30 protein-coding genes are annotated in these 26,205 nt (G+C 67.0%); 14 read left to right on the top strand and 16 right to left on the bottom strand.

Features of this window, described 5'->3' with window-relative positions:
- Both NA11_RS32870 and radA read left to right on the top strand, forming a co-directional pair.
- A partial coding sequence (locus NA11_RS32870) for a copper chaperone PCu(A)C domain-containing protein (protein ID WP_501193650.1) occupies positions 1–268 on the top strand: 268 nt, incomplete at its 5' end.
- Between the two features lie 137 nt (positions 269–405).
- Positions 406–1,818, top strand: coding sequence for a DNA repair protein RadA (gene radA / locus NA11_RS32865; RefSeq protein WP_069165935.1), 1,413 nt, complete (start codon positions 406–408; stop codon positions 1,816–1,818).
- A gap of 3 nt (positions 1,819–1,821) precedes the next feature.
- Here radA and NA11_RS32860 read toward each other — a convergent pair whose 3' ends face one another.
- Positions 1,822–2,514, bottom strand: a complete 693-nt coding sequence (locus NA11_RS32860; RefSeq protein WP_069165934.1) for a hypothetical protein — start codon at positions 2,512–2,514, stop codon at positions 1,822–1,824.
- 86 nt (positions 2,515–2,600) lie between these two features.
- A complete protein-coding gene (locus tag NA11_RS32855) occupies positions 2,601–3,224 on the bottom strand; it encodes a carbonic anhydrase (protein WP_069165933.1) in 624 nt (207 codons plus the stop codon).
- A 90-nt stretch (positions 3,225–3,314) separates the two neighbouring features.
- Here NA11_RS32855 and NA11_RS32850 point away from each other — a divergent pair, with 90 nt between their 5' ends.
- Positions 3,315–4,211 carry an HhH-GPD family protein gene (locus NA11_RS32850; RefSeq protein WP_069165932.1) on the top strand — a complete coding sequence of 299 codons (897 nt, stop codon included), beginning with the start codon at positions 3,315–3,317 and terminating at the stop codon, positions 4,209–4,211.
- A gap of 48 nt (positions 4,212–4,259) precedes the next feature.
- On the opposite strand, the gene NA11_RS32845 is transcribed toward NA11_RS32850, so the two are convergent.
- Positions 4,260–5,006, bottom strand: coding sequence for an alpha/beta fold hydrolase (locus tag NA11_RS32845; protein WP_069165931.1), 747 nt, complete (start codon positions 5,004–5,006; stop codon positions 4,260–4,262).
- 59 nt (positions 5,007–5,065) lie between these two features.
- Here NA11_RS32845 and NA11_RS32840 point away from each other — a divergent pair, with 59 nt between their 5' ends.
- From NA11_RS32840 to NA11_RS32825, 4 genes are all read left to right on the top strand, one after another.
- The gene (locus NA11_RS32840) at positions 5,066–5,380 is read left to right on the top strand and encodes an antibiotic biosynthesis monooxygenase family protein (RefSeq protein WP_069165930.1); all 315 of its coding nucleotides are present in this window, start codon (positions 5,066–5,068) and stop codon (positions 5,378–5,380) included.
- Positions 5,381–5,675: 295 nt separating this feature from the next.
- Positions 5,676–5,870 (top strand): CbtB domain-containing protein, encoded by a 195-nt coding sequence (locus NA11_RS32835; protein WP_039794710.1) that lies wholly within the window; start codon positions 5,676–5,678, stop codon positions 5,868–5,870.
- Complete coding sequence (locus NA11_RS32830) at positions 5,861–6,655, top strand: CbtA family protein (RefSeq protein ID WP_069165929.1); 795 nt, start codon at positions 5,861–5,863, stop codon at positions 6,653–6,655. Before NA11_RS32835 ends, NA11_RS32830 begins: the two co-directional genes overlap by 10 nt.
- Before the next feature lie 35 nt (positions 6,656–6,690).
- A complete protein-coding gene (locus tag NA11_RS32825) occupies positions 6,691–7,257 on the top strand; it encodes a hypothetical protein (RefSeq protein WP_084655258.1) in 567 nt (188 codons plus the stop codon).
- Here the strand turns inward: NA11_RS32825 and NA11_RS32820 are convergent.
- The 3 genes from NA11_RS32820 to NA11_RS32810 all read right to left on the bottom strand — a co-directional run bounded on the left by NA11_RS32820 (position 7,254) and on the right by NA11_RS32810 (position 8,860).
- A complete protein-coding gene (locus NA11_RS32820; protein WP_069165928.1) occupies positions 7,254–7,694 on the bottom strand; it encodes an OsmC family peroxiredoxin in 441 nt (146 codons plus the stop codon). The genes NA11_RS32825 and NA11_RS32820 overlap by 4 nt on opposite strands.
- Positions 7,695–7,890: 196 nt before the next feature.
- A complete protein-coding gene (locus NA11_RS32815) occupies positions 7,891–8,211 on the bottom strand; it encodes a DMT family transporter (protein WP_069165927.1) in 321 nt (106 codons plus the stop codon).
- Between the two features lies 1 nt (position 8,212).
- Entirely contained in the window at positions 8,213–8,860 is a 648-nt protein-coding gene (locus tag NA11_RS32810; protein WP_069165926.1) for an FMN-dependent NADH-azoreductase, read from the bottom strand.
- Positions 8,861–9,025: 165 nt separating this feature from the next.
- On the opposite strand from NA11_RS32810, the gene NA11_RS32805 reads away from it, so the two are divergent.
- A complete protein-coding gene (locus NA11_RS32805; protein ID WP_069165925.1) occupies positions 9,026–9,646 on the top strand; it encodes a TetR/AcrR family transcriptional regulator in 621 nt (206 codons plus the stop codon).
- Positions 9,647–9,750: 104 nt separating this feature from the next.
- Here NA11_RS32805 and NA11_RS32800 read toward each other — a convergent pair whose 3' ends face one another.
- A complete protein-coding gene (locus tag NA11_RS32800; RefSeq protein ID WP_069165924.1) occupies positions 9,751–10,596 on the bottom strand; it encodes a hypothetical protein in 846 nt (281 codons plus the stop codon).
- Between the two features lies 1 nt (position 10,597).
- On the bottom strand, positions 10,598–11,485 hold the full coding sequence (locus NA11_RS32795; protein ID WP_069165923.1) for an ABC transporter ATP-binding protein: 888 nt from the start codon (positions 11,483–11,485) through the stop codon (positions 10,598–10,600).
- A 197-nt stretch (positions 11,486–11,682) separates the two neighbouring features.
- On the opposite strand from NA11_RS32795, the gene NA11_RS32790 reads away from it, so the two are divergent.
- Positions 11,683–13,128, top strand: a complete 1,446-nt coding sequence (locus NA11_RS32790) for a sensor histidine kinase (RefSeq protein ID WP_069165922.1) — start codon at positions 11,683–11,685, stop codon at positions 13,126–13,128.
- A gap of 8 nt (positions 13,129–13,136) precedes the next feature.
- Positions 13,137–13,799, top strand: a complete 663-nt coding sequence (locus tag NA11_RS32785; RefSeq protein WP_069165921.1) for a response regulator transcription factor — start codon at positions 13,137–13,139, stop codon at positions 13,797–13,799.
- A gap of 133 nt (positions 13,800–13,932) precedes the next feature.
- Here NA11_RS32785 and NA11_RS32780 read toward each other — a convergent pair whose 3' ends face one another.
- Positions 13,933–14,604: a vWA domain-containing protein gene (locus tag NA11_RS32780; protein WP_245746355.1), complete on the bottom strand. Its 672-nt coding sequence runs from the start codon at positions 14,602–14,604 to the stop codon at positions 13,933–13,935.
- A 247-nt stretch (positions 14,605–14,851) separates the two neighbouring features.
- Between NA11_RS32780 and NA11_RS32775 the strand changes: the two genes are divergently transcribed.
- Positions 14,852–15,118 carry an SHOCT domain-containing protein gene (locus tag NA11_RS32775; RefSeq protein WP_069165920.1) on the top strand — a complete coding sequence of 89 codons (267 nt, stop codon included), beginning with the start codon at positions 14,852–14,854 and terminating at the stop codon, positions 15,116–15,118.
- Between the two features lie 81 nt (positions 15,119–15,199).
- Complete coding sequence (locus NA11_RS32770; protein ID WP_069165946.1) at positions 15,200–15,997, top strand: LLM class flavin-dependent oxidoreductase; 798 nt, start codon at positions 15,200–15,202, stop codon at positions 15,995–15,997.
- A gap of 175 nt (positions 15,998–16,172) precedes the next feature.
- Here NA11_RS32770 and NA11_RS32765 read toward each other — a convergent pair whose 3' ends face one another.
- Both NA11_RS32765 and NA11_RS32760 read right to left on the bottom strand, forming a co-directional pair.
- Positions 16,173–18,731, bottom strand: coding sequence for an ATP-dependent Clp protease ATP-binding subunit (locus tag NA11_RS32765; RefSeq protein ID WP_069165919.1), 2,559 nt, complete (start codon positions 18,729–18,731; stop codon positions 16,173–16,175).
- Between the two features lie 251 nt (positions 18,732–18,982).
- Complete coding sequence (locus NA11_RS32760) at positions 18,983–19,921, bottom strand: esterase/lipase family protein (protein WP_069165918.1); 939 nt, start codon at positions 19,919–19,921, stop codon at positions 18,983–18,985.
- Between the two features lie 219 nt (positions 19,922–20,140).
- Here NA11_RS32760 and NA11_RS32755 point away from each other — a divergent pair, with 219 nt between their 5' ends.
- Both NA11_RS32755 and NA11_RS32750 read left to right on the top strand, forming a co-directional pair.
- Positions 20,141–20,641 carry a hypothetical protein gene (locus tag NA11_RS32755; protein WP_069165917.1) on the top strand — a complete coding sequence of 167 codons (501 nt, stop codon included), beginning with the start codon at positions 20,141–20,143 and terminating at the stop codon, positions 20,639–20,641.
- Positions 20,642–20,651: 10 nt separating this feature from the next.
- Complete coding sequence (locus NA11_RS32750; RefSeq protein WP_069165916.1) at positions 20,652–21,791, top strand: DUF6545 domain-containing protein; 1,140 nt, start codon at positions 20,652–20,654, stop codon at positions 21,789–21,791.
- A gap of 79 nt (positions 21,792–21,870) precedes the next feature.
- On the opposite strand, the gene NA11_RS32745 is transcribed toward NA11_RS32750, so the two are convergent.
- From NA11_RS32745 to NA11_RS32725, 5 genes are all read right to left on the bottom strand, one after another.
- A complete protein-coding gene (locus tag NA11_RS32745) occupies positions 21,871–22,470 on the bottom strand; it encodes an anthrone oxygenase family protein (RefSeq protein WP_069165915.1) in 600 nt (199 codons plus the stop codon).
- A 142-nt stretch (positions 22,471–22,612) separates the two neighbouring features.
- Positions 22,613–23,173, bottom strand: a complete 561-nt coding sequence (locus NA11_RS32740; protein WP_245746344.1) for an FHA domain-containing protein — start codon at positions 23,171–23,173, stop codon at positions 22,613–22,615.
- A 329-nt stretch (positions 23,174–23,502) separates the two neighbouring features.
- A complete protein-coding gene (locus tag NA11_RS32735) occupies positions 23,503–23,862 on the bottom strand; it encodes a histone-like nucleoid-structuring protein Lsr2 (protein WP_069165913.1) in 360 nt (119 codons plus the stop codon).
- 115 nt (positions 23,863–23,977) lie between these two features.
- The gene (gene lysS, locus NA11_RS32730; protein WP_069165945.1) at positions 23,978–25,477 is read right to left on the bottom strand and encodes a lysine--tRNA ligase; all 1,500 of its coding nucleotides are present in this window, start codon (positions 25,475–25,477) and stop codon (positions 23,978–23,980) included.
- Positions 25,478–25,780: 303 nt separating this feature from the next.
- Positions 25,781–26,203, bottom strand: coding sequence for a rhodanese-like domain-containing protein (locus NA11_RS32725; protein WP_069165944.1), 423 nt, complete (start codon positions 26,201–26,203; stop codon positions 25,781–25,783).
- Positions 26,204–26,205 lie beyond the last annotated feature (2 nt).

The raw sequence follows: 26,205 nt of genomic DNA, 5'->3' as shown, positions 1-26,205 counted from the left end.
GACCTCGGCCGCCGCGCCGACGTCCGCCGCGCACGGCACCGAGCCGGCAACCGCGCAGGATCCCGAGAGCAACCCGATCCTGATCGAGATCACCGGGCTGACCAAGGACATCACCCCGGGCCTCACCTACAACGTTTCGTTCAATTTCAAGCAGAACGGCACCGTCCAGGTCCAGGTTCCGGTCGACGCGGGCACCGTCGCCGAGCGGCACCAGTCCGATAAGTCGGGCGCGTCGGAGGCCGAGCCGAAGAAGTCCGGCGGGCACTGAGGCGTTCAGCCCCCTGAACGGCTGGCATGGCTGTCGCACCAACGGTGCGGCAGCCATTCGCTTATCCCGGCGGTGTCGCTCGGCCCGACGCGGCCGCGCGCACGCTTGTTGTCGGTTGCGGTACGTAAGGTGCGCGTGTGGCCAAGACCAAGTCGATTTTCCGGTGCTCCGCATGCACGCACGAGGTGGCCAAGTGGGTGGGCAAGTGCCCGGACTGCGGGGCGTGGGGCACCGTCGACGAGGTGGCCGTCGCGTCGGCGGGGCCAGGCGCGCCCGCACGGCGCGCGATGCTGCCGAGCACGGCCGCCGCCCCGATCTCCAGCATCGACTCCCAGATCACCAGGGCCAAGTCGACCGGTGTCAGCGAGCTCGACCGGGTTCTCGGCGGCGGCGTCGTCCCCGGCTCGGTCGTGCTGCTGTCCGGCGAGCCAGGCGTCGGCAAGTCGACACTGCTGCTCGAGGTCGCGCATCGGTGGGCGCGGGCGCAGGACTCGAAATCGCTGTACGTGACCGCGGAGGAATCGGCGGGGCAGGTGCGGCTGCGCGCGGACCGGACCGGCGCGGTGCACGAAAGGGTGTATCTGGCAGCGGAATCCGATCTGTCGATCGTGCTCGGCCATGTCGAGCAGGTGCGGCCGACGCTGCTCGTGGTCGACTCGGTGCAGACCATGCTCGCGCCCGAAGTGGACGGTGTGATCGGCGGCGTCACCCAGGTGCGTGCGGTGACCGCCGCGCTGACCTCGCTGGCCAAGGCGAGCGGGATCGCCGTGCTGCTGGTCGGGCACGTCACCAAGGACGGCAATGTGGCAGGCCCACGCACGCTGGAGCACCTCGTCGACGTGGTGCTGCAGTTCGAGGGCGACAAGAACTCGACGCTGCGCATGGTGCGCGGCATCAAGAACCGCTTCGGCAGCGCCGACGAGGTCGGCTGCTTCGAGCTGCACGAGGACGGCATCGCCTGCGTGGACGACCCGTCGGGCCTGTTCCTGCATCACCGCACCGACTCGGTGCCGGGCACCGCGGTCACCGTGGCGATGGACGGCAAGCGGCCGCTGGTCGCCGAAGTGCAGGGGCTGACGGTGGAGACCGAGATCCCGAATCCGCGCCGCGCGGTCAGCGGCCTCGACTACAACCGGGTCGCGATGGTGCTCGCCGTGTTGCAGAGCCGAGGCAAGGTGTTCATCGGCAAGTCCGATATCTACGCGGCGACGGTGGGCGGCATGCGCCTGCACGAGCCCGCCGCCGACCTGGCCGTCACGCTCGCCATCGCCAGCGCCAACTCCGAGGTCGCGATTCCGCCGGGCTGGGTGATCCTCGGCGAGGTCGGCCTGGCCGGTGAAGTGCGCAAGGTGACCGGCCTCGAACGCAGGCTGGCCGAGGCCGAGCGGCTCGGCTTCACCACCGCGCTGGTGCCGCCGGGTTACGCGCCGCTCAAACGCGGCGGCATGAAGATTCGCGAGGTCGCCGACGTCAGCGCGGCCCTGCGCATCACAGGCACGCGCAAGAAGCGCGCGCCGAAAGAAGAAAAAGAAGTGGCTCCGGACTTCTAGGCGCTAGGCAATATTGAACGGCTCGATGGAGCTGCGGACCGAACCCATTTGTGCCACAACGCTGTACGCGCCGGGCGGGACCTGGACCCGATCACCTGCGCAGTTCGGCTGCGAGGTCGAGCCGGACCAGGTGACGGTGAAGCTCGCCTGCTCACCGCGGTTCAGGGTGCGCACGTCGGGCTGGCCGTCCGGGTAGCAGTCGGCGCTCGACCACAGCCGCCGCTGACCGTCCAGCGTCCACACCGACACCTGCTGCAGGCCCGAGCCCATGTCCCGCGCGCAGGCCGCCTGCGAGATGTTGGTGATCACGATCCAGAACACCGGCTGCTCGCCGACCTTGTAGGTCGGCTGCTCGATCGTCACCTTCACCGCGAGCGACTGATCAGGGCACTGCCCAGCCGCCGCGGCGGTGGTGCCGCTCGGTGTCGCCGTCGCACTGCCGGACGCCGAGGACTTGGGCGCCTCGGATTCCCCGGCGCCCGCCGGCTTCGCCGTCGAGCTATCGGCCGCCTTGCTCGGCGCCGACGTCGACGAACCGGCTGCGACGGGCTTCGAGTCACCCGGCGAGTTACCGCCGCGGGAGACCGTCAGCACCAGCCAGATCACCAGCGCCAGCGCCACCACCAGGGCGCCGATCGCCAATGCACGACGACGCCAATAGATCTCCGGTGGCAGCGGTCCATTCGGTTCCAGCACGCCTCAACGGTAAAGGCAGCGCCTGGCACAAGGACTCAGGGCCACGGCGTGTCGGCTGGGCCCTGCGGAAACGCTACCTGGCCCGGTCAGGCGAGCTCGCCGATATTGCCGACGACGCGTTGCAATTTCACCTTGCCCTCGGCGAGCTTGTATGTGACACAGGCAATCGCGCATTCACCGGTCGCAACACGCTGCGAAATGATCATCGACCGCTGCATGAGCAGCCTGCTCGTCTCGACCACGTGCCTGGCCTCCATCTCGTCGACGGTGGACAGGCCCTCGCGGCGGCCGATCAGAATGGAGGGTGTGACCCGCTCGACCACGCTGCGAATGAATCCGCCGGGCACCTCACCGCCGTCGAGGGCGTCGATGGTGGCTTTCACGGCGCCGCAGCTGTCGTGCCCGAGCACCACGATCAGTGGCACGTCGAGCACCTGCACCCCGTATTCGATCGAGCCGAGGACCGAGCTGTCGACCACGTGGCCCGCGGTACGCACGACGAACATGTCGCCGAGCCCCTGGTCGAAGATCAACTCGGCGGCGACTCTGGAGTCACCGCAACCGAAGAGGATCGCGGACGGATGCTGGCCGCTGACGAGCTTGGCCCGGTCGGCGGCGCCCTGGCTAGGATGCAGCAGCGTGCCGTTGACGAAGCGATCATTGCCTTCGCGCAAAGACTTCCAGGCGCTGATCGGATTGGAATCAGGCATACCAGCCATTGTGCACACGGCTGGAGTTACCAGCGAGTCGGTTTGGTTACGGGTCCGCAAATACCGACCGCAGACAGTAGGGCAGGAAGTGTGAGGAAAGCGCCGAACAGCATCGATGCGGACGTGTTGCTCGACTGGTATGCGGAGAGCGCACGCGACCTGCCGTGGCGCCGGACGGGCGTGACCGCGTGGCAGATCTTGATGAGCGAGATCATGCTGCAGCAGACGCCAGTGGTCCGGGTCGAGCCGATCTGGCGGGAATGGGTGGTGCGCTGGCCGGTGCCATCGGCGATGGCGGCCTCGCCGCAGGCCGATGTGCTGCGTGCGTGGGGCAAGCTCGGCTATCCGCGGCGGGCGCTGCGGCTGCACGAATGCGCACGGGTGCTCGCCGCCGAACACGGCGACGAGGTGCCCGCCGATGTCGATGTGCTGCTGAGCCTGCCTGGCATCGGCGCGTACACGGCGCGCGCGGTCGCGTGTTTCGCCTACGGGCAACGGGTTCCGGTGGTCGACACCAATGTGCGCCGGGTGGTCGCTCGCGCGGTGCACGGCCGCGCGGAGGCGGGCAACCCGTCGTCGCGGGACCTGCCGGAGACCGAGGCACTGCTGCCGCGCCGGATCGACCGTGCCGCGGTGTTCTCGGCCGCGCTGATGGAACTCGGTGCGACGGTGTGCACCGCCCGCACCCCCGACTGCGCCCGCTGCCCGTTGCCAACCTGCGCCTGGGTCACCGCGGGCCGTCCCGTCGCCGACGTGGTCCGCCGCACCCAGAAATACGAGGGCACCGATCGCCAGGCACGCGGCAGGCTGCTCGATGTCCTGCGCGGGGCGACCGGACCGGTCGAACGGGTTCGCCTCGACCTCGCGTGGACCCGCGACCCGGGCCAGCGCGACCGCGCGCTGGATTCGCTGCTGGTCGACGGACTCATCGAGCAAACCTCCGAAGGCCTGTTCGCCCTCGCTGGTGAGGGCGGCTCGACGACCTGACTCGGCCGCGCGGCGGCGTCCGTTCGGCTGCCGCTTCGCGCAGGGTGACTAGCTGCTGAGCACGCGACGGAGAAAGCGCTCGACTTCGGCGCGATAGCGCTCGGGCTGGTCGTCGTGCACGAGATGGGCTGCGCCGGAGACGAGTACGTGTTCGGCGTCGGGGTGAACTTCTGCCATCTTGCGCATCTGACCCGGCGGGGTGATGGTGTGCTCGCCCTCGAGCAGCAGGGCAGGCACGCGAACGGCCTGCCATTGCGGCCAGAAGTCGCGGCTGCCCCATTCCTCGGAGATATCGCGGAAGGTGGCGACCGAGCCGTGCAGCCGATAACCGTCCGGGCCGTGCTCGAACGAGTTCAAGAAGTAGCGACCGGCGACCGGTCCGAAGAAGTCGAGCACCGCGTCCGCGTCCGGGAACGGCTGCGGCCACGCCTCGATCATCGCGGCCCAGTTCGCCGCGGTACGGCCGGTGAAATCCGGGGCGATGTCCTCGACCACCAGCGCGCGCACCCGCGCGGGGTTGGCAGCGGCGAAGACCCAGCCGTGCAGCGCGCCCATCGAATGTCCGATGACGACCATCGGCTCAGCGATGTCGGCGGTCGCGGCCGCCAGGTCGGCGACGAAGGCCTCGGTGGTCAGCTCCGCCGGGGCGGGGCGGCCGTGCCCCGCGGCGTCGAAGGTATAGATGTGGCCGAATTCGCGCAGCCAACCCACCTGATCACGCCAAGTCCGCGCGCTACCCATCAGCCCGTGCAGCAGCAGAATCGGCACACCTATGCCGCCTTCGTCATACAACATCACCTCGACAATACGAGTCCCCGACCGACCGGTTCGCGGCAACCATTAGCTTGGTTCCCATGGCTGTTGTGAAGATCAATGCGCTCGAGGTTCCCGAAGGCGCCGGGGAAGAGCTGGAGAAGCGGTTCGCGGCCCGGGCGCACGCGGTCGAGGGCTCGCCGGGGTTCCTCGGTTTCCAGCTGCTCCGCCCGGTCGCCGGGGAGACCCGGTACTTCGTTGTCACCCAATGGGATTCGCAGGAGTCCTTCGAGGCGTGGCGGGACGGCACCGGGCAAGCGGCACACGCAGGCGAGCGGCCAAAGCCGGTCTCCACCGGGGCGTCGCTGCTCGAATTCGAGGTCGCGATCGACGTCGCCCCGAAGTCGGCCTCCTGAGCGAACGGCCGACCGAGTCCACCGCTCGCCGCGCCCGGCCCCGTGGCGTGTCGATCACCCGTCGTATTGACGTCGGGCGCACGCAGGTGTCACAGTTCGAAGGACAAAACGCGAGGGTGACGCGGTAATTCCGGTGTGATTCCGGAGCGGTCGCGCCACTGTGTTCCACGCACCCAGTTCTCGGGTGCCGGAAAGCCAGACACCGGCGCCTTCGCGGTGACCACTCGACATGGGACGCGGAAAGCGCCCGAGCGGACGAGCGTCCGGTCGCGCGCATCCCTGGGAGGAACTCGCTATGGCCATCGCGCATTCGCCGAGCCGGGCAACCGATTCACTCGCCACTGTGCTCGTCACGGTAGGTGTCGTACTGCTGGCACTGCTCACGCTGTACCTGGTCGGCTTCGATCAGGGCGTCATCTCGCGCAGCGGGATGTACCTGCATGAGCTGATGCACGACGGGCGCCACCTGCTGGGGCTTCCGTGCCACTGATCGGATCACTGAAAACCCTGCTGCTGCGCGGCTTGCTCGCCGGACTCATCGCAGGCCTGCTCGCCGCGTCCGTCGGCTTCTTCGTCGGCGAACCGAAGGTCGATGCCGCCATCGCCATCGAGGAAGCCGGTGCCGCCGCGTCCGAGCACGCGCCAGGCGCGGAACCGGAAGCGGCGGGCGGACATTCGCACGGCGACGAAGAAGAACCGTTGGTCAGCCGCACCGGCCAGAAGGCTGGGCAGTTCCTCGCGCTCGGCCTGGCCGGCCTGGCGCTCGGCGCGATCTTCGCCTCGGTGGCGCATTTCGCGCGCCGCTTCACCACGCTGTCCGGACCGCGGCTTGCGCTCGCGCTCGGCCTCGGCGGTTGGGCGGCGATCGTGGCGGTGCCGTTCTTCAAATATCCGGCGAACCCTCCTGCGGTGGGTGATCCGGAGACCATCAACGAACGCACCCTGCTGTGGGTCGCGGCGGTGCTGCTCGGCCTCGCGGCCGTCGGCGCAGGCGTGTACGTCTACAGGTTGCTGCGTGCTCAGCTGAGCACGGTGCGACTGATCGCAGGGGTCGGCGCGTTCGTGTTCGTCACGGCGGTCGGCTACATCCTGTTGCCCGGCGTGAACGAGGTGAAGGCCGGCTTCCCGGCCAGCCTGCTGTGGGAGTTCCGGGTGGCGTCCCTGGCCGAGACCGCGACGCTGTGGGCCTGCCTGGCTCTCGGATTCGCGGCGCTCACCGAATTCGCCTCGCGCACCGATACTCCGGTACGAGAGTCGATCGCTACCGCGGGCTGATCCGGATCCGGAATTCGAAGGGCAGTGTCGGTGTCATGACCGGCACTGCCTTTTCGTTATGGCCCGCACCGCATCGTTCGGGCACCGTCGACCGCTCCGCCGCCGCGGGCTACCGGCCGCCGCGCGCGGTCCGCGTCGCCTTCACCGGCCTGGTCGTCGCCCTGCTCGCCGGCGTTGCCGAGGCCATCGTGCAGACCGCGCGGCTGCTGGAGCGCGACGACGTCGCGGTGGCCGACCCGGCCACCGGATTCGCCATCCGGCTCGGCGTCTATCTGGTCGTGCTGTTGGTCGCCCTCCGAATGGCCAAGGGCGCGCGCTGGGCTCGCCTCCTGCTGACCTTCGGCATCGGCGTGATCGGCCTGGCCTCGCTGATCGTCGAACCGCTCGCCGCGCTGCTGTCCGCCGATAAATTCGGCGACCTGTTCGTGAACATCACCGCCGAATCCGCGGTGATCGGCGTCTTCCGCGCGGTGCACATCGTCGCCGTCCTGGTGGCCGTCCCCGCGATGTACCACCCGGCGGCCCGTGCCTACTTCATGAAGCCGAATGCCCGGCTCCTCGCAGGAGAAGCCGGGCATTCGGAAAGCCACGCGTCGAATTAGGCGAGCGCTGCGTCGAGGGTGATGTGGTCGACGCCGGCGAGGGCCTTGCTGACCGGACAACCTGCCTTGGCGGCCTCGGCCGCGGCGGCGAACGCGTCGGCGTCGATGCCGGAGACCTTGCCGCGCACGGTCAGCTTGATGCCGCTGATCCGGAAGCCGCCCGCCGGGTCGGGGCCGAGGGTCACGTCAGCCGAAACGTCCAGGCTCTCCGGGGTGCCGCCCGCGTTGCCGATCTGCGCGGACAGCGCCATCGCGTAGCAGGACGAGTGCGCCGCCGCGATCAGTTCCTCCGGGCTGGTGGTGCCGTCGGCGTCCTCGGCAGACCGCTTCGGGAACGACACGTCGTACTTGCCGACACCGGAACTGGCCAGCTCGACCTGTCCGGAACCCTCCTGCAGAGTGCCGGTCCAGGCAGTACGCGCGGTACGTGTAGGCATCACAATCCTTTCGCTGAAAATCGATGTGAAGGTGCAGACCGAGCCTAGCCAGTCCGCGTAGCCGCGTCTCAGCGTCGGACTCGAGTGCAGGCTTAGCAACATCGGTGCCAGGGCAGCACAGCCGTCGACGGATATGGCCCGTGCCCGGCGAGCTGCCCGAGTGCACGCGAAACCAGTTGTCACGCTGCGCCGGTGGCTATTCGGGGTTGGTGACCCTGGCCAGCACGATGCCGCCGACGATCATCGACAGCGCCAGCGCGCGGCCGACGCTGAGCGGGTCCTTGTTGAGCACGATGCCGAGGCCGATGGCGCCGACCGCCCCGATCCCGGTGAAGATCGCGTACGCGGTGCCGACCGGCAGCGTCTGCATCGCCCTGGACAGCAGGTACACCGCGGTGACGCCGAGCACGAAGCAGAGGACGGTCGGCCACAGGCGGGTGAAGTTCTCCGTCGGCTTGATGCTCTGCGACCAGACGATCTCGACCAGGCCTGCGAGACCTAAGACGACCCAGTTCATTTCAGTACTCCTTCGCGAGTCGACGCGCCGTTTCCACGGCGAGCGCGAACGACTCGTCATGCTTGCCGCGCAGGTGTGCCAGCGCGGGATCGTGTCGCGCGTTGGCCAGCTCGGCGTTGACGAAAACCGTGTCCTCGACGGCGAAGTGGCCTGCGAAGAAGTCGCGCAGATAGCGTTCCTGATAGTCGTAGGCGGCCTTCGGCGCGCCGGGCGAGTAGGCGCCACCGCGGGCGGTTGCCACGACGAATCGTCGGTGCCCCAAGGACATTCGGGGAAAGGTGATCTGGTCCAGCCACGCCTTGAGCGCGGCCGGAATCGAGTAGTTGTACATCGGGGTGCCGATCAGGATGACGTCCGCCGCGAGCACCTCTGAGAGCAGCGGCTCCACGATCGCCCATGCCACAGCCTGCTCCGGCGTATCCACCAGCTCACCGAGCCGATAAGGGTCTGTACTACCGAGCGCGAGCACCTCGTCGCACAGTTCGGTCCACGCCTCGCCGATGAACGGAACCGGCTCGGCCGCGAGATCGCGGTATCGGTAGCCACCCCCGGGGTTGGCCGCGCGCCATTCGTCGGCGAAGGCGGTGCTCAGCTCCCGGCTGATGGAACGGCTGCGTGCGCTCGCGTCCAGGTGCAACAACGTGGTCATGATCAGGCCTCACTCTGCGGTTTCCAGCTGGTCGGCGGCGTCGTCCGTGGGGCGGACGACCCCTCGACATCAAATGGACGTCATGTCCACTTAGCGCCGGGACCGACTGTAGCGACAACTGGACAACATGTCCACTTATTTCGGAAATCGGGTACAGTCGGCACCATGACCAGCCACCATGACCTGCTCGGCGGGCCGGCACCCGCGGCGCCGCCCGAGCGCGCGGACGCTGCGCGCAACCGGGCCAAGGTGCTCGCCGCGGCCGTCGAGCTGTTCGCCGCCCGCGATCCGCGCACGGTGACCATGGACGACATCGCCAAGGCCGCAGGCGTCGGGCGCGGCACGCTGTATCGCCGCTACCCGGACACGAATTCGATCGCCGTCGCCCTGCTCGACGAACACGAGCGGGCGCTGCAGGAACAGCTGATCGGCGGCGAACCGCCACTCGGGCCCGGTGCGCCGCCCGCCGAACGGCTGGCCGCCTTCTACGCCGCGATGGTCGAATTGCTGGACGCGCACGCCTATTTGGCGCTCGGCGCGGAAACCGGTGGTGCGCGATTCGCGACCGGTGCGTACGGATTCTGGTCCGTTCATGTGCGAACGTTGTTGCAGGCGGCCGAGATCAGCGACCCGGACGCGCTCATCGATCCGTTGCTTGCCCCGCTCGCGGCCGAGGTATATCAGCAGCAGCGCAGCCGCGGACTGACCTCGACCCAGATCACGGACGCGCTGCGCCTCCTCGCGCACGCCGTGCTCGGCACCTCGTCGTCGGATCGCGCCGGTTAGCGCGGCCAGCCGCACGAATCGGATCCTTGCCGGTCGACGACCCACACCGACGCCGAAAACCGTTGGCAGACTTCTGCCAACGGTTTCGGACTGCACCCGCTCGGTCAGACCAGATCGCGCCTGCGCATCAACAACAGCGTGCCTGCAACGAAGAGCGCGATGTAGATCGCCAACACCACCACGGCCTCGGTGCGGGACAGGATGTCCAGCACGCCGGGCGTGCCTGCGCCGACCGTCCGCATCGCCCCTGCCATCGACCCGGCCGCCGTGCCGGGCAGGTGATCAGTAAGCACCTTGATCGGCTCGAAGATCGCCGCAACGCCGCGCAACAGGTTCTCCACCACCAGCACCCACACCAGGCCGAGACCGACCGCTAGCGCGGGGCCACGGGCGATCACCCCGATCAGCGCGCCCGCCAGCGTCCACATGCCGAGAATGGCCGTGCCCGTCAGGATTCCGAGCGCCGACTGATGCACCGTCGGCAACGCGAGCGACTGCGACTGCGACAGCCCGATCACCGACGCCACCCCGATGTCGACGACGAACGCGGTGAGCACCAGCCCGACCACGACGACCACCAGACTCACCACGACACCGCCGACCGCGGCGATCCGCGACGGTCCCTGGGTGAACACGGTCTTCCAGGTGCCCCAGCCGTAGCCGCTTCCGGTGGCCAGCGCGCCGAGCACCAGCATCAGCGCACCGCCGAACATCGCCATGCCCTGGGTGAACACGCCAGGCACCGCGGCGGGCAACATCTGCTGCAGCAGCTGGTCTTTCGGCAGGCCGTTGGACATCCGACCCGACTCGCCCGAGGTGTAGGCGAGATAATTGAACAGATACGAAAAGGTGAGATTCAGCAGAATCCAGGTGCCGAGAATGATCCAGAACGCGGGCCACTTGCGCAGTCGCAGCGCCTCCGCTCGCGTGCTGGCGATCAGGTCCTTCATGTCATTGTCCGCCCGTCATTTCGAAAAACACTTCTTCCAAGGACTTTTCGTCGAGCCGCAGCTCGAGCAGGTCCGCGCCGGACTCGACGACCGCGCGAGCCACCGCCGCCGCGGTACCGTTCCCCGCTTCGATCCGGATGCCGCCTGAGGTCAGCATTGCGTCGCCGACGACCCCGCGTACCGCCGGGAATGCCACCTCCATCGGTTCGGCCTTGAGCAAAAGCGAAGAGGCGCCGCGTAATTCCGCGATGGTGGACTCGGCGATCAACCGGCCCCGCGAGATCACGCCGACGCGGTCGCAGATTTCCTGCACCTCGCTGAGCATGTGACTCGACAGCAGCACGGTGTGCCCGTCATCGGCCAGAGTGGTGATCAACTCCCGCATTTCGGCCATGCCCTGCGGGTCGAGGCCGTTGGTCGGCTCGTCGAGGATCAGCAAGTCCGGCCTGCCGAGCAGGGCGGCGCCGACCCCGAGACGCTGTTTCATGCCGAGCGAGTAGGTACGGAACTTGTCGTCGGCGCGGGCGGCGAGACCGACCCGGTCCAGCGCATCCTCGACGTCGGTCCGGCCGATCCCGCGGTATTTCGCAAGCACCCGCAGGTTGTCCCTGCCGGAAAGATAGGGATAGAAGCCGGGGCCCTCGATGAGAACGCCGAGCTTGCGGACCACATCCGGATCGCCGGGCACGTGCCCGGCCACCGTCGCGCTGCCCTCGCTCGGGCGGATGAGCCCGACGAGCATCCGCAGCGTTGTCGTCTTGCCCGCCCCGTTGGGACCGAGGAACCCGTAGATCTCGCCGGCCGCGACGCGCATGCTCACGCCGTCGACCGCGGTGTTCGCGCCATAGCGTTTGGTCAGCCCTCGGGTGACCACGATCGAATCTTTCATGCATCGAGAATCCGCCGCCGCCCCACCCCGCCACATCCGCCGCGCGACCATCGCACAGGTACGTAACGCGGCTTACGCGAATGCCTTACCTGACTAATACGTAGCGAGGCGGACGCCGATCGCGGCGCGATCCGAATAGGCTGCTGGGGGTGAGGGCAGGCATTGCGAGTCGAAGCTCGCTTGGATGGGACTGGGGCGTGGCACTTGTGGTGGCCGCGCTGCAGATCGTCGGCGGCACATTCGCGAACATGAGGATGGGCGACAACTCGCTCGACGCGCTCGGCTACCTGCTACTACTTGCCGGTCCGGTGGCGCTGATCTGGCGCAGAGCCAAGCCGATTCCGGTGCTGCTCGTCGCGCTCGGCGCCTGCATCGCCTACCTCACCCTCGGCTATGGCTACGGGCCGATCTTCTTCTCGCTCGTCATCGCCTTCCTGACCGCGGCGAGCACCGGATCACGCTGGTGGACATACCCGCTCGTGCCGATCGGGTATCTCGTGCTGGTCTGGCCGCTGCCCGAACTGTTCGGGCGCGGTGCCAATGTGTGGCAGGTGTTCGCGCTGATGGCCTGGCTCACCGTGCTGCTCGCGGTGGTCGAGGGGATTCGGCAGCGCAATGTCGTGCTGGTCGCGCGCAGGCAGCGGGCCGAGGCCGCGCGCCGTGACGAGGAAGCACAGCGGGAGCGGCGGGCCAGCGAGGAACGCTTGGCCATCGCCCGCGAGCTGCACGACGTACTCGCGCACAGCCTTTCGCTCATCAATGTGCAGTCCTCGGTGGCGCTCGAACTGTTCGACAAGAAGCCGGAGCAGGCGGCCACCGCGCTGGATGCGATCAAGACCGCAAGCCGCGACGCCCTCGCCGAGGTGCACACCCTGCTGCATTCGATCCGCACCGGCGGCGCGGTGGCAGGCGAATCCGAGAGTGTGGCCGAGGAATTCGCCGACACCGAGTTTCCCGACAACCCACCCGCCGACGCCCAGCGCGGGAGCCGACGCCGCGGGCGCGGCTGGGTCGGCCGCAATTCCGCAGGCGCCGAGCGTGTTCCGGCCGAGGACGACCAGACCCGTGCTGCCGGTGCCGATTCCGTCGAGGAGGCGCCGCGGCCCGCCGCACCGCGGACACCCGCACCGAGCATCGCCGATCTGGACATGCTGCTCCAGCGCACCCGTGGCGCGGGATTGTCGGTGGGCACCAAGATCATCGGCACGCCCCAGCAGCTGCCAAGCGTCATCGATGTCGCGGCGGCCAGGATCATCCAGGAATCGCTGACCAACGTGGTGCGGCACGCGCCGGGCGCTGAGGCAACGGTGACCGTGCGCTACGCGGCGCAATCGGTCGACATCACCGTCGACAATTCCCGCCCGACCTCGACAGCGACCAGGTCGGGCACCAGCGGCGGCAACGGGATCATCGGGATGCGGGAGCGCACCCACGCCCTCGGCGGCGCACTCACCGCCGGTCCGCGCCCGAGCGGCGGATTCCGGGTCGCGGCCAGGCTGCCGCTGCGCCCGCTGGAACAGAGCGAGCGCACCCCCGCGCCGAGCCGATCCGACGAGGAGACCGCGCCGCGTCCCGACAACGTGCGCCAGATCCGGCCCGGCGACGCGGCGACGCAACAGCCGAGCGCACCGGGCAGCCGTTAGGAGACACGATGAGCATTCGGGTCCTGGTAGCCGACGACCAGGCGCTGGTACGCGGCGGTTTCGTGGCGCTGCTCGAGGCGCAGGACGGCATCGAGGTGATCGGCGAGGCGGACAACGGCGAACAGGCCGTGCGGATGACCCGCAAACTCACCCCGGACGTCGTGCTGATGGACATCAGGATGCCGATCCTGGACGGGCTCGCCGCCACCCGCATGATCGCCGAGGACGCCAAGCTCGCCGACGTGAAGGTGGTGGTGCTGACCACGTTCGAGCTCGACGAGTATGTCTTCGAGGCAATGCGTTCCGGCGCAACAGGTTTCCTGGTGAAGCACACCGAGCCCGCCGACCTGGTCCGGGCCGTTCGCGTGGTCGCGGCGGGTGACGCGCTGCTGTCCCCCGGCGTCACCCGCCGCCTCATCGCCGAATTCTCCGCACACGCCAAAACCCCGCCGCCCGCGACCCTTTCGGAGCTCACCGAGCGGGAACGCGAGGTCATGGTGCTGGTCGCCGAGGGACTCACCAACGCCGAAATCGGCGACCGGCTGTTCATGAGCCCCGCGACCGCCCGAACCCACGTCAGCCGCATCCTGATGAAACTCGGCGCCCGCGACCGCACCCAATTGGTCGTGCTGGCCTACGAATCCGGCCTGGTGCGCCCCGGCTGGCAGTAAGACGCCTCACCACAACGGGTCCCCTGCAAATGCGGCCAGCAAGCGAAATCCGCACCGGCTCTGTGGATCCGCACTGGTTCTGGGCGCTCAGAACCGGTGCGGATCGACAGAAGAGGTGCGGATTTCGGTTCGGTCAGGTGCCGGGGTTGGCTTGTTCGCGCTCTGCGTCGGTGAATCCGGCGGGGGCGGGGCCGCCGCTGCGCAGGCGCGCCGAATAGCTGGCCGCGGACCTGAATACTCCCGAGACACCTTGCGGCGCAGCGGCATAGGTGATCGACTGGCGCGGGTCGAAGCCCATTTCGCTGCCGATCGCGACCGCGTCCATATTGGCGCCGAGGAAGAGGAAGTTCCAGCTGTACACCTCGCGCTGCTGAGTGATCAGCGATTTCACCGCGGTATGCGTCCATTCCTTGCTGGCATTCTCGTGGCCGTCGGTGAGTACCACGACAATGACGGTGCCAGGCCGCTGCTGCTCGGGCCGTTTCGCCAGCTCGGCGCCGACGTCGGTGACGAGCCTGCCGACGGCGTCGTACAGCGCGGTCATCCCGCGCGGCTGCAGGTCGAGCGGCGGCACCTGCTCGATCGGCCGATTCGCGTAGACACATTCGTATTCGTTGTCGAATTGCGCGAGGGTCACCTCGACGCCGTCCGGCTGCTCGCGCTGCTTTTCGAGATACGCGGCGAAGCCGCCCTCGGTATCGGTCTTGATCGACTGCATCGACCCGGAACGGTCGAGCAGCACGGCAATCAATGTCAGATCTGGATTCGTCATGAGCACCCCCACTGTCGGTTCGGTGAACCTCATCCAACGTACCCCCCGCCAGGAAACATCGATCGGTGTCCGCTGCGACGATCGCCCGCGGTGCCCCCGGTCACCGGAAACACCCGCGTCTTCGTCCCACCGTCGACTCGCCGAGCAACAAATCGGCACCCGCGGCAAGGCCGCACCATCAGGAAACAGCAAACCCCGCGCACCGTACGCGTCGAGGCGTACGGGGAAGAGCGACGCTCGACCGATGCCGAGATATGGGTGCTCGGCGCACGCTTTCGACATGACCATTTTCACCCAACCCGAGGCGATGACCTTTCTCGCCGAACACTCCGACGGCTGGCACCCGTGGCCGTTCTTCTGGATCTTCCCGCTGCTGTTCTGGATCGGCTTCCTCGCCGTGGTGTTCTTCGCGCGCAGACGGTTCGCCGGGCACCAGAGCGGTATCGGCGCATTGCGCACCGCCTTCGCCAAGGGCGAGATCACCGAGGACCAGTACCGCAGCAGGCTCGCGGTCCTGCGCGAGCCCAGCCGCCCCGCCAAGAGCTGACGCTCCGACCACCTGATGCCTCGCCGACCGCCGTCGGATCTGCCGACGGCGGCGGACTTTCGACACCCGGAGATCACCACCATGAGCATGACATTCGGTATCGTCCTCACCCCGCGCTCCGGCGCCGAATGGGCCACCGCCGTGCGCGACGCCGAACAGCAGGGCTACCGGACCCTCCTACTGCCGGACACGCTCTACACCCCATCGCCGTTCCCGACGCTGGCCGCCGCGGCCGCCGTGACCACCACGATCCGCCTGCGCCCCAACGTCCTTGCCGTTCCGCTGCGCACCGCAGCCGCGACCGTCCGGGAAACCGCTGCGCTGCAATTGCTCTCGGACGGCCGCTTCGAACTCGGGGTCGGCTCGGGGCGCCCCGATGCGAGCTCGGAGGCCGAACGCCTCGGCATGCCATGGGGTTCCGCGGCCGAGCGCCGCGGGCAGGTGGCGGCCACCGTCGCCGCCGTCCGGGCTCAGGTCGACCCGGCGCCGCCGGTGATCGTGGCCGCCAACGGCCCGCGCATGCTCGCCGCCGCCGCCGAATACGCCGACCGCATCCTGCTCGCCGCAGCCCCGCAGGCCACCGAGGCGGAGCTGGCCGAGATGGTCCGCATCGTCCGCGACAACACCGACCGCGCCATCGCATTCAGCCACCAGCTGGTCGGCATCGGCGACCAGCTCCCCTACTGGACCAGCGCCCGCATGGGCCTCACCGCCGAAGGCCTACGCGCAGCAGGCGCCGCAGGCGTCCTAGACGCCGACCCCACCACCGCCATCGAAACACTCGAAACCCGAAGGGAGAAGTACGGAATCGACGAAGTAATCATCCCCGGCGAACTCACCGCCCCCTTCGCCCCCGTCCTCGCCCGCCTCCGCGCTTAGGTCCGGTGGGATCACAGAGGCTTCGCACCGTTCACAGAGGCTGGAGCTTCTGTGAACAGCGGAAAAGGTCTGTGGAACCCCACACAGACCGCCCGAAGCACGAAACAGCCCGCTTCCGAAAGGAAGCGGGCTGTTGTCGTTGTTCTTCACCTGCTCCCCGAGGGGAGCGACGGCGTTACTCGCCTGCGGCGGCCTCCGCGGTACCTTCCGCGGCACCGGTCAGCACGACCTCGGGCTTCTCCTCGGTCTTGTCCGCCTTGGTCAGCTTCGCTTTGCCGGTGAAGGTGAACTTGGCGTCCTCGCCGGAGCCTTCGCCGTCCCAGCCCTCGACGTCGACCACGATGGTCTGGCCGGGGCCGATCTCGCCGAAGAGGATCTTCTCCGAGAGCTGGTCCTCGATCTCGCGCTGGATGGTCCGGCGCAGCGGCCGGGCACCGAGCACGGGGTCGAAGCCACGCTTGGCCAGCAGCGCCTTGCCCTGCGGAGCCAGCTCGATCTCCATGTCCTTGTTCTTCAGCTGCTTGGCGACGCGGCCGATCATCAGGTCCACCATCTGCACGATCTGATCGGTCGTGAGCTGGTGGAAGACGATGACATCGTCGATGCGGTTGAGGAACTCGGGGCGGAAATGCTTCTTCAGCTCGTCGTTGACCTTGAGCTTCATCCGCTCGTAGTTCGAACCCTCGGCGTTGGACTGGGTGAAGCCCAGGCCGACCGCCTTGGAGATGTCCGAGGTACCCAGGTTCGAGGTGAAGATCAGCACGGTGTTCTTGAAGTCGACCGTGCGACCCTGGCCGTCGGTGAGACGACCGTCTTCGAGGACCTGCAACAGGGTGTTGTAGATCTCCTGGTGTGCCTTTTCGATCTCGTCGAACAGCACGACCGAGAACGGCTTGCGGCGCACCTTCTCGGTGAGCTGGCCGCCCTCTTCGTAGCCGACGTACCCGGGAGGGGCACCGAACAGCCGCGACGCGGTGAAGCGGTCGTGGAACTCGCCCATGTCGATCTGGATGAGCGCGTCGTCGTCGCCGAACAGGAAGTTCGCCAGCGCCTTGGACAGCTCGGTCTTACCGACACCGGACGGGCCGGCGAAGATGAACGAGCCGGACGGACGCTTCGGATCCTTCAGGCCGGCCCGAGTGCGGCGGATCGCCTTGGAGACGGCCTTGACGGCATCCTCCTGGCCGATGATCCGCTTGTGCAGCTCGTCCTCCATGCGGAGCAGACGGGTGGTCTCCTCCTCGGTGAGCTTGAAGACGGGGATGCCGGTCCAGTTGGCAAGCACCTCCGCGATCTGCTCGTCGTCGACCTCGGCCACCACATCCAGATCACCGGAACGCCACTGCTTTTCACGTTCCTGGCGCTTGGCGACGAGCTGCTTCTCCTTGTCGCGCAGCCGCGCGGCCTTCTCGAAGTCCTGCGCGTCGATCGCGCTTTCCTTCTCCCGGCGCGCATCGGCGATCTTGTCGTCGAATTCGCGCAGGTCCGGCGGAGCGGTCATGCGGCGGATGCGCATCCGCGCACCGGCCTCGTCGATCAGGTCGATCGCCTTGTCCGGCAGGAACCGGTCGTTGATGTAGCGGTCGGCCAGGGTCGCCGCGGCAACGAGTGCGCCATCGGTGATGGAAACCCGGTGGTGCGCCTCGTAGCGGTCACGAAGACCCTTGAGGATGTTGATGGTGTGCTCGACCGTCGGCTCGCCGACCTGGACCGGCTGGAACCGGCGCTCCAGCGCGGCATCCTTCTCGATGTACTTGCGGTACTCGTCGAGGGTGGTCGCACCGATGGTCTGCAGCTCGCCGCGGGCCAGCTTCGGCTTCAGGATCGAGGCCGCGTCGATGGCGCCTTCGGCAGCACCCGCGCCGACGAGCGTGTGCAGCTCGTCGATGAACAGGATGATGTCGCCGCGGGTGTTGATCTCCTTGAGCACCTTCTTCAGGCGCTCTTCGAAGTCACCGCGGTAGCGGCTGCCCGCGACCAGGGAACCCAGGTCGAGGGTGTAGAGCTGCTTGTCCTTCAGCGTCTCGGGAACCTCGCCATTGACGATGGCCTGCGCGAGGCCCTCGACGACGGCGGTCTTACCGACACCGGGCTCACCGATCAGCACCGGGTTGTTCTTGGTGCGGCGGCTCAGCACCTGCATGACGCGCTCGATTTCCTTCGAGCGGCCGATGACGGGGTCGAGCTTGCCCTCGAGCGCGGCCTGGGTCAGATTCCTGCCGAACTGGTCGAGCACCAGTGAGGTGGACGGCGTGCCCGCCTCACCGCGGGAGCCGGATTCGACCGGCTCCTTGCCCTGGTACCCGGACAGCAGCTGGATGACCTGCTGACGCACCCGGTTGAGATCGGCGCCCAGTTTGACGAGCACCTGCGCGGCGACGCCCTCACCCTCGCGGATGAGACCGAGCAGGATGTGCTCGGTGCCGATGTAGTTGTGGCCGAGCTGCAGCGCCTCGCGCAGGCTCAGCTCCAAGACTTTTTTGGCCCGTGGGGTGAACGGGATGTGACCGGACGGAGCCTGCTGGCCCTGACCGATGATCTCCTCCACCTGGCTGCGCACGCCCTCCAGCGAAATGCCGAGCGATTCCAGCGACTTGGCCGCGACACCCTCACCCTCATGGATCAGCCCCAGCAGGATGTGCTCGGTGCCGATGTAGTTGTGGTTGAGCATCCGGGCCTCTTCCTGGGCCAGGACAACGACACGCCTCGCGCGGTCGGTGAACCTCTCGAACATCGCTCCCTCACTCTCCTGCTCCGACATTCTGGCAACAGACGCCGCAGTGTGCTGTGTAACAACCGTGGGCGTCAGCCTGCCATGAAGCCCGGGGGTTGCGGCCCCCGCCTCCACTCTAGTTGGCAGGGAATGCTGCCGCCGCCAGTCCACCCTATTGGCGACCGGCGTCAGCACGGTCATTCACTCATAACGTGGGCGTTCCCGGATTCGTTTCAACTCGGGTTTTGCCCTCAGCGAACAGTGCTCAGCTGTTACCCCGTGAACGGCGCGATAAAACGGCACGGCACCGGCCTCGGGTGCGCCGGATCGAGGGCGTTGAGGACGAAGGCCGCGGCGCGTGGACTGCCCGCGATGCCTGCGTGTTCGGAAAAGTCCTGGCCGCAGCCGTCCTGGACGACGATGTTGGTGACGTTCGGGCCCGGTACCAGGCCGGAGGTGTAGGGCACGACGAGCTCATCGAGGCGGGTGGCGATGTTCGTATAGGTGATGTTCGGGTGATAGACGCCGTCGGCGTTGAGCGCGTTGACGAAGTCCGACCCGGCGACCACCTGACGGCACGCCTTGCACAGCGAACCCAGCACCGCATCGAAGGCAGGTCCGGCGCCGAGTCGCTGGCTGTAGGCGGCGACCTCGGCGATGCCTGCGACATCCGAGCCGAGCCACGGCGGTGCGAGGGCGATCATCTTGTCCACTTTGTCGGCGCCGCCGAGCCGCTTGATGAAGTAGTTGCCGATGAAGTTGCCCTGCGAGTGTCCGATGATGTCGACCCGGGCCGCGCCGGTCGCGGCGCGCACCCGGTCCACGAACGCCGCGAACTGCGGTGCGCTTTGCTCCATCGGAAGCATGCCGCCGATGGCCGAGATCGGCCACGGCAGGTCGTAGGCGCCGTAGGTGGTCGAGTACACGCAGTAGCCCTCGTTGGCGAGCAGCGGCGCGTACACACCCCAGTTCGTCTGTGCGCCACCGCCGGTGCCGTGCGCGAGGACCACCGGGTTCGGATGTTCGGTGCTCGGGCGGCACGACCAGTCGTTGGCGCCAGGTAGCGAGCCGCCCGGATGCAGCAGCTCGTTCGGGATGCCCGCGAAGAAATTGTAGTCGACCGGTAGCTCCGCGCGCGCGGAGCTCGCGGTGGTTGTGCACAGCGCGGCGATCAGGATGACAAGCAGGGAAAGGCCCGGGATGTGCCGCACGGGTAGCCTCCAGCATCTAGAACGTGTTGCAGAAAGCTACCGCAGGTGGCGACCGAGCCGCGGTCGAGTCGCGAAAGTCGCTGCGGCTTCGGCAACCTCGTGCGGATTGCCGCGAACCATCGCATGATGGAGCCACCGATCGGCCGGTAAAGTTTCGTCTACGACGCCCCGCTACGTCGCAGACACCGAAATCGCGACCCGGCAGCCGAACAAAGAGGCATGGTGCACTTCAGACAGCGAGATCCGGCGACCGAACAGGTCCACCGGCTGGTGCGGACGCTCGCGGTGCCGCGCTCGTGGGATCGCACCGCCCTTCTCGCGCAGGTCGCGGCGCTGGTGCACAAGCGGATTCGGCTGATCCCGCTCGAGGCGGACACGGCAGGGAAACTGCCGTGCGGGCTCGTGCTCGAACGCGCCGACGACGTGGTGATCGCCTACGACGCGACCGGCTCGGAGTATCACGCCGACCACATCATCCTGCACGAAATCGGGCACCTGCTGCTCGAACACGGTGGGCGGCAGCCGACCAACGCCATGGACTCGGCGGTGCGGATCCTGTTCCCCAACGTGAATCCGGATACGGTGCTTCGGGTGCTGCATCGCGGCGACTACGACGATCTCGCCGAACGACAGGCGGAGTTGTTCGCCTCGATCATCATGTCCACCGCGCGGACCGCGACGTCGGACTCACCGCTGCGGCGCGTGCTGTTCCACGACTGAGCGCCCTGCGGTGCATTCTTCCTGGCCTACCGCGCTTTCCGCGCCGGTCGTCGGTGTTTCGCTGGCGCTGGTTGTGGTGCGGACTGTCGCATTCCGCGCGACCTACCTCGACCGTCGGGCCAACCTCGCGGTCGCGGGCCTGGCCGTCGCGACCGCAATGCGCGAACCGACATTCCAGAGCTGGCTGGTATCCGCTTCTGCGGAACGGCTTTCGGAAGTCCTGCTCTTCCAACTCGCAATATGCGTGCTGGTCCTGTTGGCGGCCAGCACCATCGTGACGCTGGGATCCGTCCTGGGCAAACGCTATTCGACGCCAGCACTGCTCGGCGTCGCACTGGTCTGCATCAGCGTCGGGCTTGCCTTCGGTAGTCGCGCCCGAGCGGCGGGCATCATGATCGAAGAAGACGTCGGCCTGTTCGCGACCGGCTTCTGGCTGTCGCTGTGCCCGTTGATCGTCTGGATGGACGTACTTTTCATTCGGGTCGCCATCGCTGAACTGCGAGCAAGCACCGATCGGCGGGATCTCGTCGTGCCTGCGATGTGCATCGCGCTGGTGAGCATCCACCTCCTCAGTTTCGTGTGGGGGCCGATCGTCGGCATGCAACAGAACTTCGGCATCTTCAATGCCTTCACCAGGATTCAAATCGCCACCGATCGCGACTTCATGCTGTATCAGCTCATCGTGTTCGCCGCGGTCACGGCCATTCCGGTGTGGTTGCGCTTCGCGGCCTGGATCGGCATCGACTATCCGGCCCGATGCCGCAGGCGATTGCTGCCGCTGTGGTCGGACCTGACTTCGGCGTGCCCGGAATGCATTTACGGTGGGCCGGTGGACACCGGGCTCGGCAGTCGATTCCTGCTGCATCGCACGGTGATCGAGATCCGTGACTGCCTGCGGATCCTGTCGCGATACGACATGGCCGACGGCACAACGATGCCCGACGACGCGAGCCGAGATGCGCTCGAGCACTATGCCGTTCGGCTCGCGCGTGCCTGCACGGCCAAACAGCGGGGCGAGCCCCCTGCGGGCGGCACCGTCACCGTGCCGTCGTCCGCGGAAGACGTCGACGACGAAATCGCCGAGCTCACCGCGCTTGCGAAGCGCTGGGGTCCGGCCCGCGCCGCCGTTGCCGCCGAATTACGGCGCTGAACGGCCGCGACCCCGGCCGCCGCGCCGGACTCGTGTCGGGCGGGCGCCGGGGTCGCGAAAGCGGCTGCGGCGGTAGGTGCTAGCGCTGCTGGTAAGGCTGCTGGTAGGACTGGGCGCTCGGCTGGCCGGAGAAGTGGCCATGTGCCGCCTGCGTGGCCGACCCGCTCGCGGCATTCGCCTTGCCCTGCTGCATCCCCGAGGCGAACAGCGCGCCGCACAGCACCACGAAGGCCAGCGTGTGCAGCACCGCGCGGACGATGTTCCAACGGACCCAGCTGGCTTCGAAGTCGGCACGCACGGCGGCCAGGTCACCGATCTGCGCGGGATCGCCCGCGGCGGCCAGCTGATCGTTCAGCGGCACGTTCAGCCCCGAGGTGACCGCGAACGCGATCACGTTGATCACCAACGCAACACCGATCCAGATCAGTACCGTGCGCTGATCTTTGCCGAGGTGCAGCGCCGCCGCCAGGATCGTGAAGCCGACGGTGCCGAGGAAGCCGATCATGAACACCGGGTTGATGATGACCACGTTGATCTTCTGCATCACGTCGATCATCGTGCGATCGTCGGTCTGATTCAGCGCGGGCATCACCGAGTTGGCGTAGCCGTAGAAAAGACCCGCGATCAAGCCGGTGGCCAGCGTGGCAAGCACCAGGGCGATGATTCGTCCGGCGGTCATTGTTCCTCCTGTGTGAAACCTGACCGGAGCCCTCAACGCTCCGGTTCGACGCTTCTCAGTCAAGCCGGTGCCGAGGCCACTCTCCATGGCCAGGACGCTCAGCTGACTAAGCAATCGTCTACGGGAGTCTCACACACCGGGCTCAGAGGTCGCGATCGGAAATGAGTCCGCTGTGGATCGCCAGATACGCGAGCCGAACCCGCTTCGCGTTCTGCGGCAGGTCCTCCACGCCGAACTTGGTGAACAGCGCGCGCAGGTGCGTCTTGATCGCGTCGACACTGAGGAACAGTTCCTCGGCGATCTGCTGATTGGAGGCGGGGGTGGCGAAGGCCGCGTTGTTCTTGTACGGACGGCACAGCGCGATCAGCACCGCGCGCTGAGTGTCGGTGAGCTGCCGCAAAGTTGGGATGGAGCCACTGGAGACGCGGGTGATGTCGTCTGTGACGCCGCCGAATTCGTGGAAGGACACCCGCGACGTGCCGACCCGGATGACATCACCCGGGTCGAGCCTGCGTCTGCCGACCAGCCGCTCGCCGTTGACGAATGTGCCGTTGCGCGAAAGCCCGTCGTCGATGATCGTCCACTGCGCACCGAGGTACTCGATCGCCGCGTGCAGCCGAGACACCTCCGCGTCCCACGGCATGGCGAGATCGGCCTGCGGGGAGCGCCCGATGGTCAGCCGCTCGCGGTCGGGGTCGAGCATGAATTCCTGCTGACGCCCCGTGTCATCTTGGAATCGTAAAAAAGATCCGACGAATCCAGTCACTGCGCTGATACCTCGCCTCTCCATACCGCCAGTGACCGTCGCACGTTATCCATGGTGCCGCGTCCTGGAACAACGAGCAAGATCGACCCGCGCGCCACGCCCGGCAGCGTGTCATCCGGACGTACAGCTATATCGAAGGCCTATTAAACACAGTCGGCGCGAGTCTCGCACGACCTCCACCCTCGATCGTGCGAGGGCGAGGCAGAAACAAGACCGCCGCCCCGGCGTCGCACGATTCGCTGGGACGGCGGGCGAAAAATATGAAACTAACCCTTGGCGGCCTTGTTGTACGCATCGGTGATGTCCGCGGAGATACGCCCCCGTGCAGACACCTTGTGTCCATTCCGACGTGCCCACTCGCGAATTGCCGCACTTTGTTCACGGTCGATCGAGACCCGGCCCTTGGGGGCACCCGTCGCGGTCGCGGCAGCCTTGACCCGACGACGGCCACTGACCCGGCGCGCGCTCGAAACCCACTCTTCCAGACCGTCGCGCAGCTTCGCCGCATTTGCCGACGACAGGTCGATCTCGTACGACACACCGTCGATCGCAAACTCGATGGTCTCGTCCGCGATGGACTCACCATCGACATCGTCGATCAGGCTAACGGTGACCTTCTTTGCCATGAGATGAACGTCCTCTCGAAATCGTGCGACCCGCATACTAGGCCGATTACCCGAGGCAAGAATACCTCGAAATTCAAATTTTCCAAGACAGGGCCGAAATTTTGCAATCAGCTGGTCACCGAGTGACCGGTCGCACAATTGGGAACAGTATTGTTTCCCGGATTCCGAGACCCGTCAACGCCATCAACAGACGATCGATTCCCATACCCGTACCAGTCGTCGGCGGCATGCCGTGCTCCATCGCGGCCAGGAAGTCTTCGTCCAACGCCATGGCTTCGTCATCACCTTGCGCGGCTAGTCGCGCTTGGTCGACGAAGCGCTCGCGCTGGATCACCGGATCCACCAACTCCGAATAGCCAGTAGCCAACTCGAAGCCTCGGACATACAGGTCCCACTTCTCGGTGACCCCTGCCCTGCTCCTATGTTGCCTGGTGAGCGGTGATGTCTCCACTGGGAAGTCACGGACGAAAGTCGGTGCGTAGAGCTTGTCGCCGTACTGGTGTTCCCACAGTTCCTCGACAAGTTTGCCGTGCCCGTAGCCCTTGTCCTCCGGAATTTCCAGACCGACCCGATCGGCGAGCTCGAGTAATTCGGCAACCGACGTTTCCGGCGTCACGGATACGCCAAGGGCGTCCGAGAGCGAGGGGTACATCTCGACCGTTGCCCACTCCCCGCGCAGGTCGTATTCGGTGCCGTCGGCGAGCGTCACCACCTGGGTGCCGAACACCTCCTGGGCGACCTCCTGGACCAATTCCCGGGTCATCCGCGCCGAGTCGTCGTAGGTGCCGTACGCCTGATACGTCTCCAACATCGCGAACTCTGGCGAATGCGTGGAGTCCGAACCTTCGTTGCGGAAGTTCCGGTTGATCTCGAAGACCTGCTCCAGCCCGCCGACCACGCAGCGCTTGAGAAACAGCTCAGGCGCGATGCGCAGGTAGAGATCCATATCGAGCGCATTGGAATGGGTGACGAACGGCCTTGCGGCCGCCCCGCCGTGCAGCGTCTGCAGCATCGGCGTCTCGACCTCGAGGAAACCACGGCGCTCCAGCGCATTGCGCATCGCGCGCACCACCGCGATCCTCGTCCGTGCCATTTCCCTGGCCTCCGGCCGCACGATCAGATCGACATAGCGCTGCCTGACCCGCGACTCCTCGTTCATCTCCTTGTGCGCCACCGGCAACGGGCGCAGCGACTTGGCCGCCATGAACCAGGAATCGGCCATCACGCTCAATTCGCCCGTGCGGGAGGAGATCACCTCACCGTGCACGAAAACGAAGTCGCCGAGGTCGACATCGGACTTCCAGGCCGCGAGCGCCTCGGCGCCGACGCCGTTCAGGCTGATCATCGCCTGCAGCTTGGTGCCGTCGCCCTCCTGGAGGGTCGCAAAACACAGCTTGCCGGTATTGCGCATGAATATGACGCGTCCCGCGACACCGGCCTGTAGCCCCGTCTGAGTGTCCGCCGCGAGATCGGGATAAGCCGCCCGAATTTCGGCGAGGGTATGCGTCCTCGGCACCACGACGGGATAGGCCTCACCGCCGTCCGCGAGCAACCGCTCCCGCTTCTCCTTGCGAATCCGTATCTGCTCCGGGGCGTCGTCGGCGTCAGGCGCCACGGCAGGCCGCGAATCCGATCCGGGATCGCTGGAGGGGGAAGTGTTGCTGGTGCTCACATCCAACAACCCTAGCGTGCATCGGAAATCGTTTTGCGGGCCGCCCGTCCTACTTCGCGTAGTAACGAATCGGCATCGGTTCCCACCCGCCCGCGGCGCCGGATTTGCACGGTCCGCGTTTGCTTACCCGCTACCTTCGGCACCACGTCCAGCCAGGTTCCTGGCGCAAGAAATAGCGGATGCGCATCGCCGTCAGCCCGAAAGCACTTGCGCGCCCGTATGTTTCGAAGTGGAAGCGAAAGGGAATTACAGCGAGGCGAGCGAGGCGACCTCGCGGGTGAAGTGCGGAGCCTGGATTCCGATGTGCAGCAGCCCCGCCGCCTTCAATGCGTGGTAGCCGCCGACCAGATCGGTCGCGCGGTGCAGCCCGAGTTGCTGCAACGAGGCCGCGGCAAGACTGGAGGTATAGCCCTCGGAGCAGGAGATGATCCATTCCACATCGTGATCGGTGGCCAGCGCCAAACGGGCCGAACTGGTCGGATCGAGCCGCCATTCCAGGACATTCCGCTCGATCACCAGGGCACCGGGCAACGCGCCTTCGCGGGCGCGTTGCGCCTGCGGCCTGATGTCGACCAGAATCGCGCCTCTGGCCAGAGCCTTCGGCAATTCGAAGGCATAGATCCTGGTCAGCTGGGACCGTGCGTTGTCGAGCATCTGATCGATGGTCAAAC

Source organism: Nocardia altamirensis NBRC 108246 (genome assembly GCF_001612685.1).
Taxonomy (GTDB): Bacteria; Actinomycetota; Actinomycetes; order Mycobacteriales; family Mycobacteriaceae; genus Nocardia; species Nocardia altamirensis.
The sequence above is the reverse complement of the archived record's forward strand: the minus strand, read 5'-3'. Positions and strand labels throughout refer to the sequence as shown.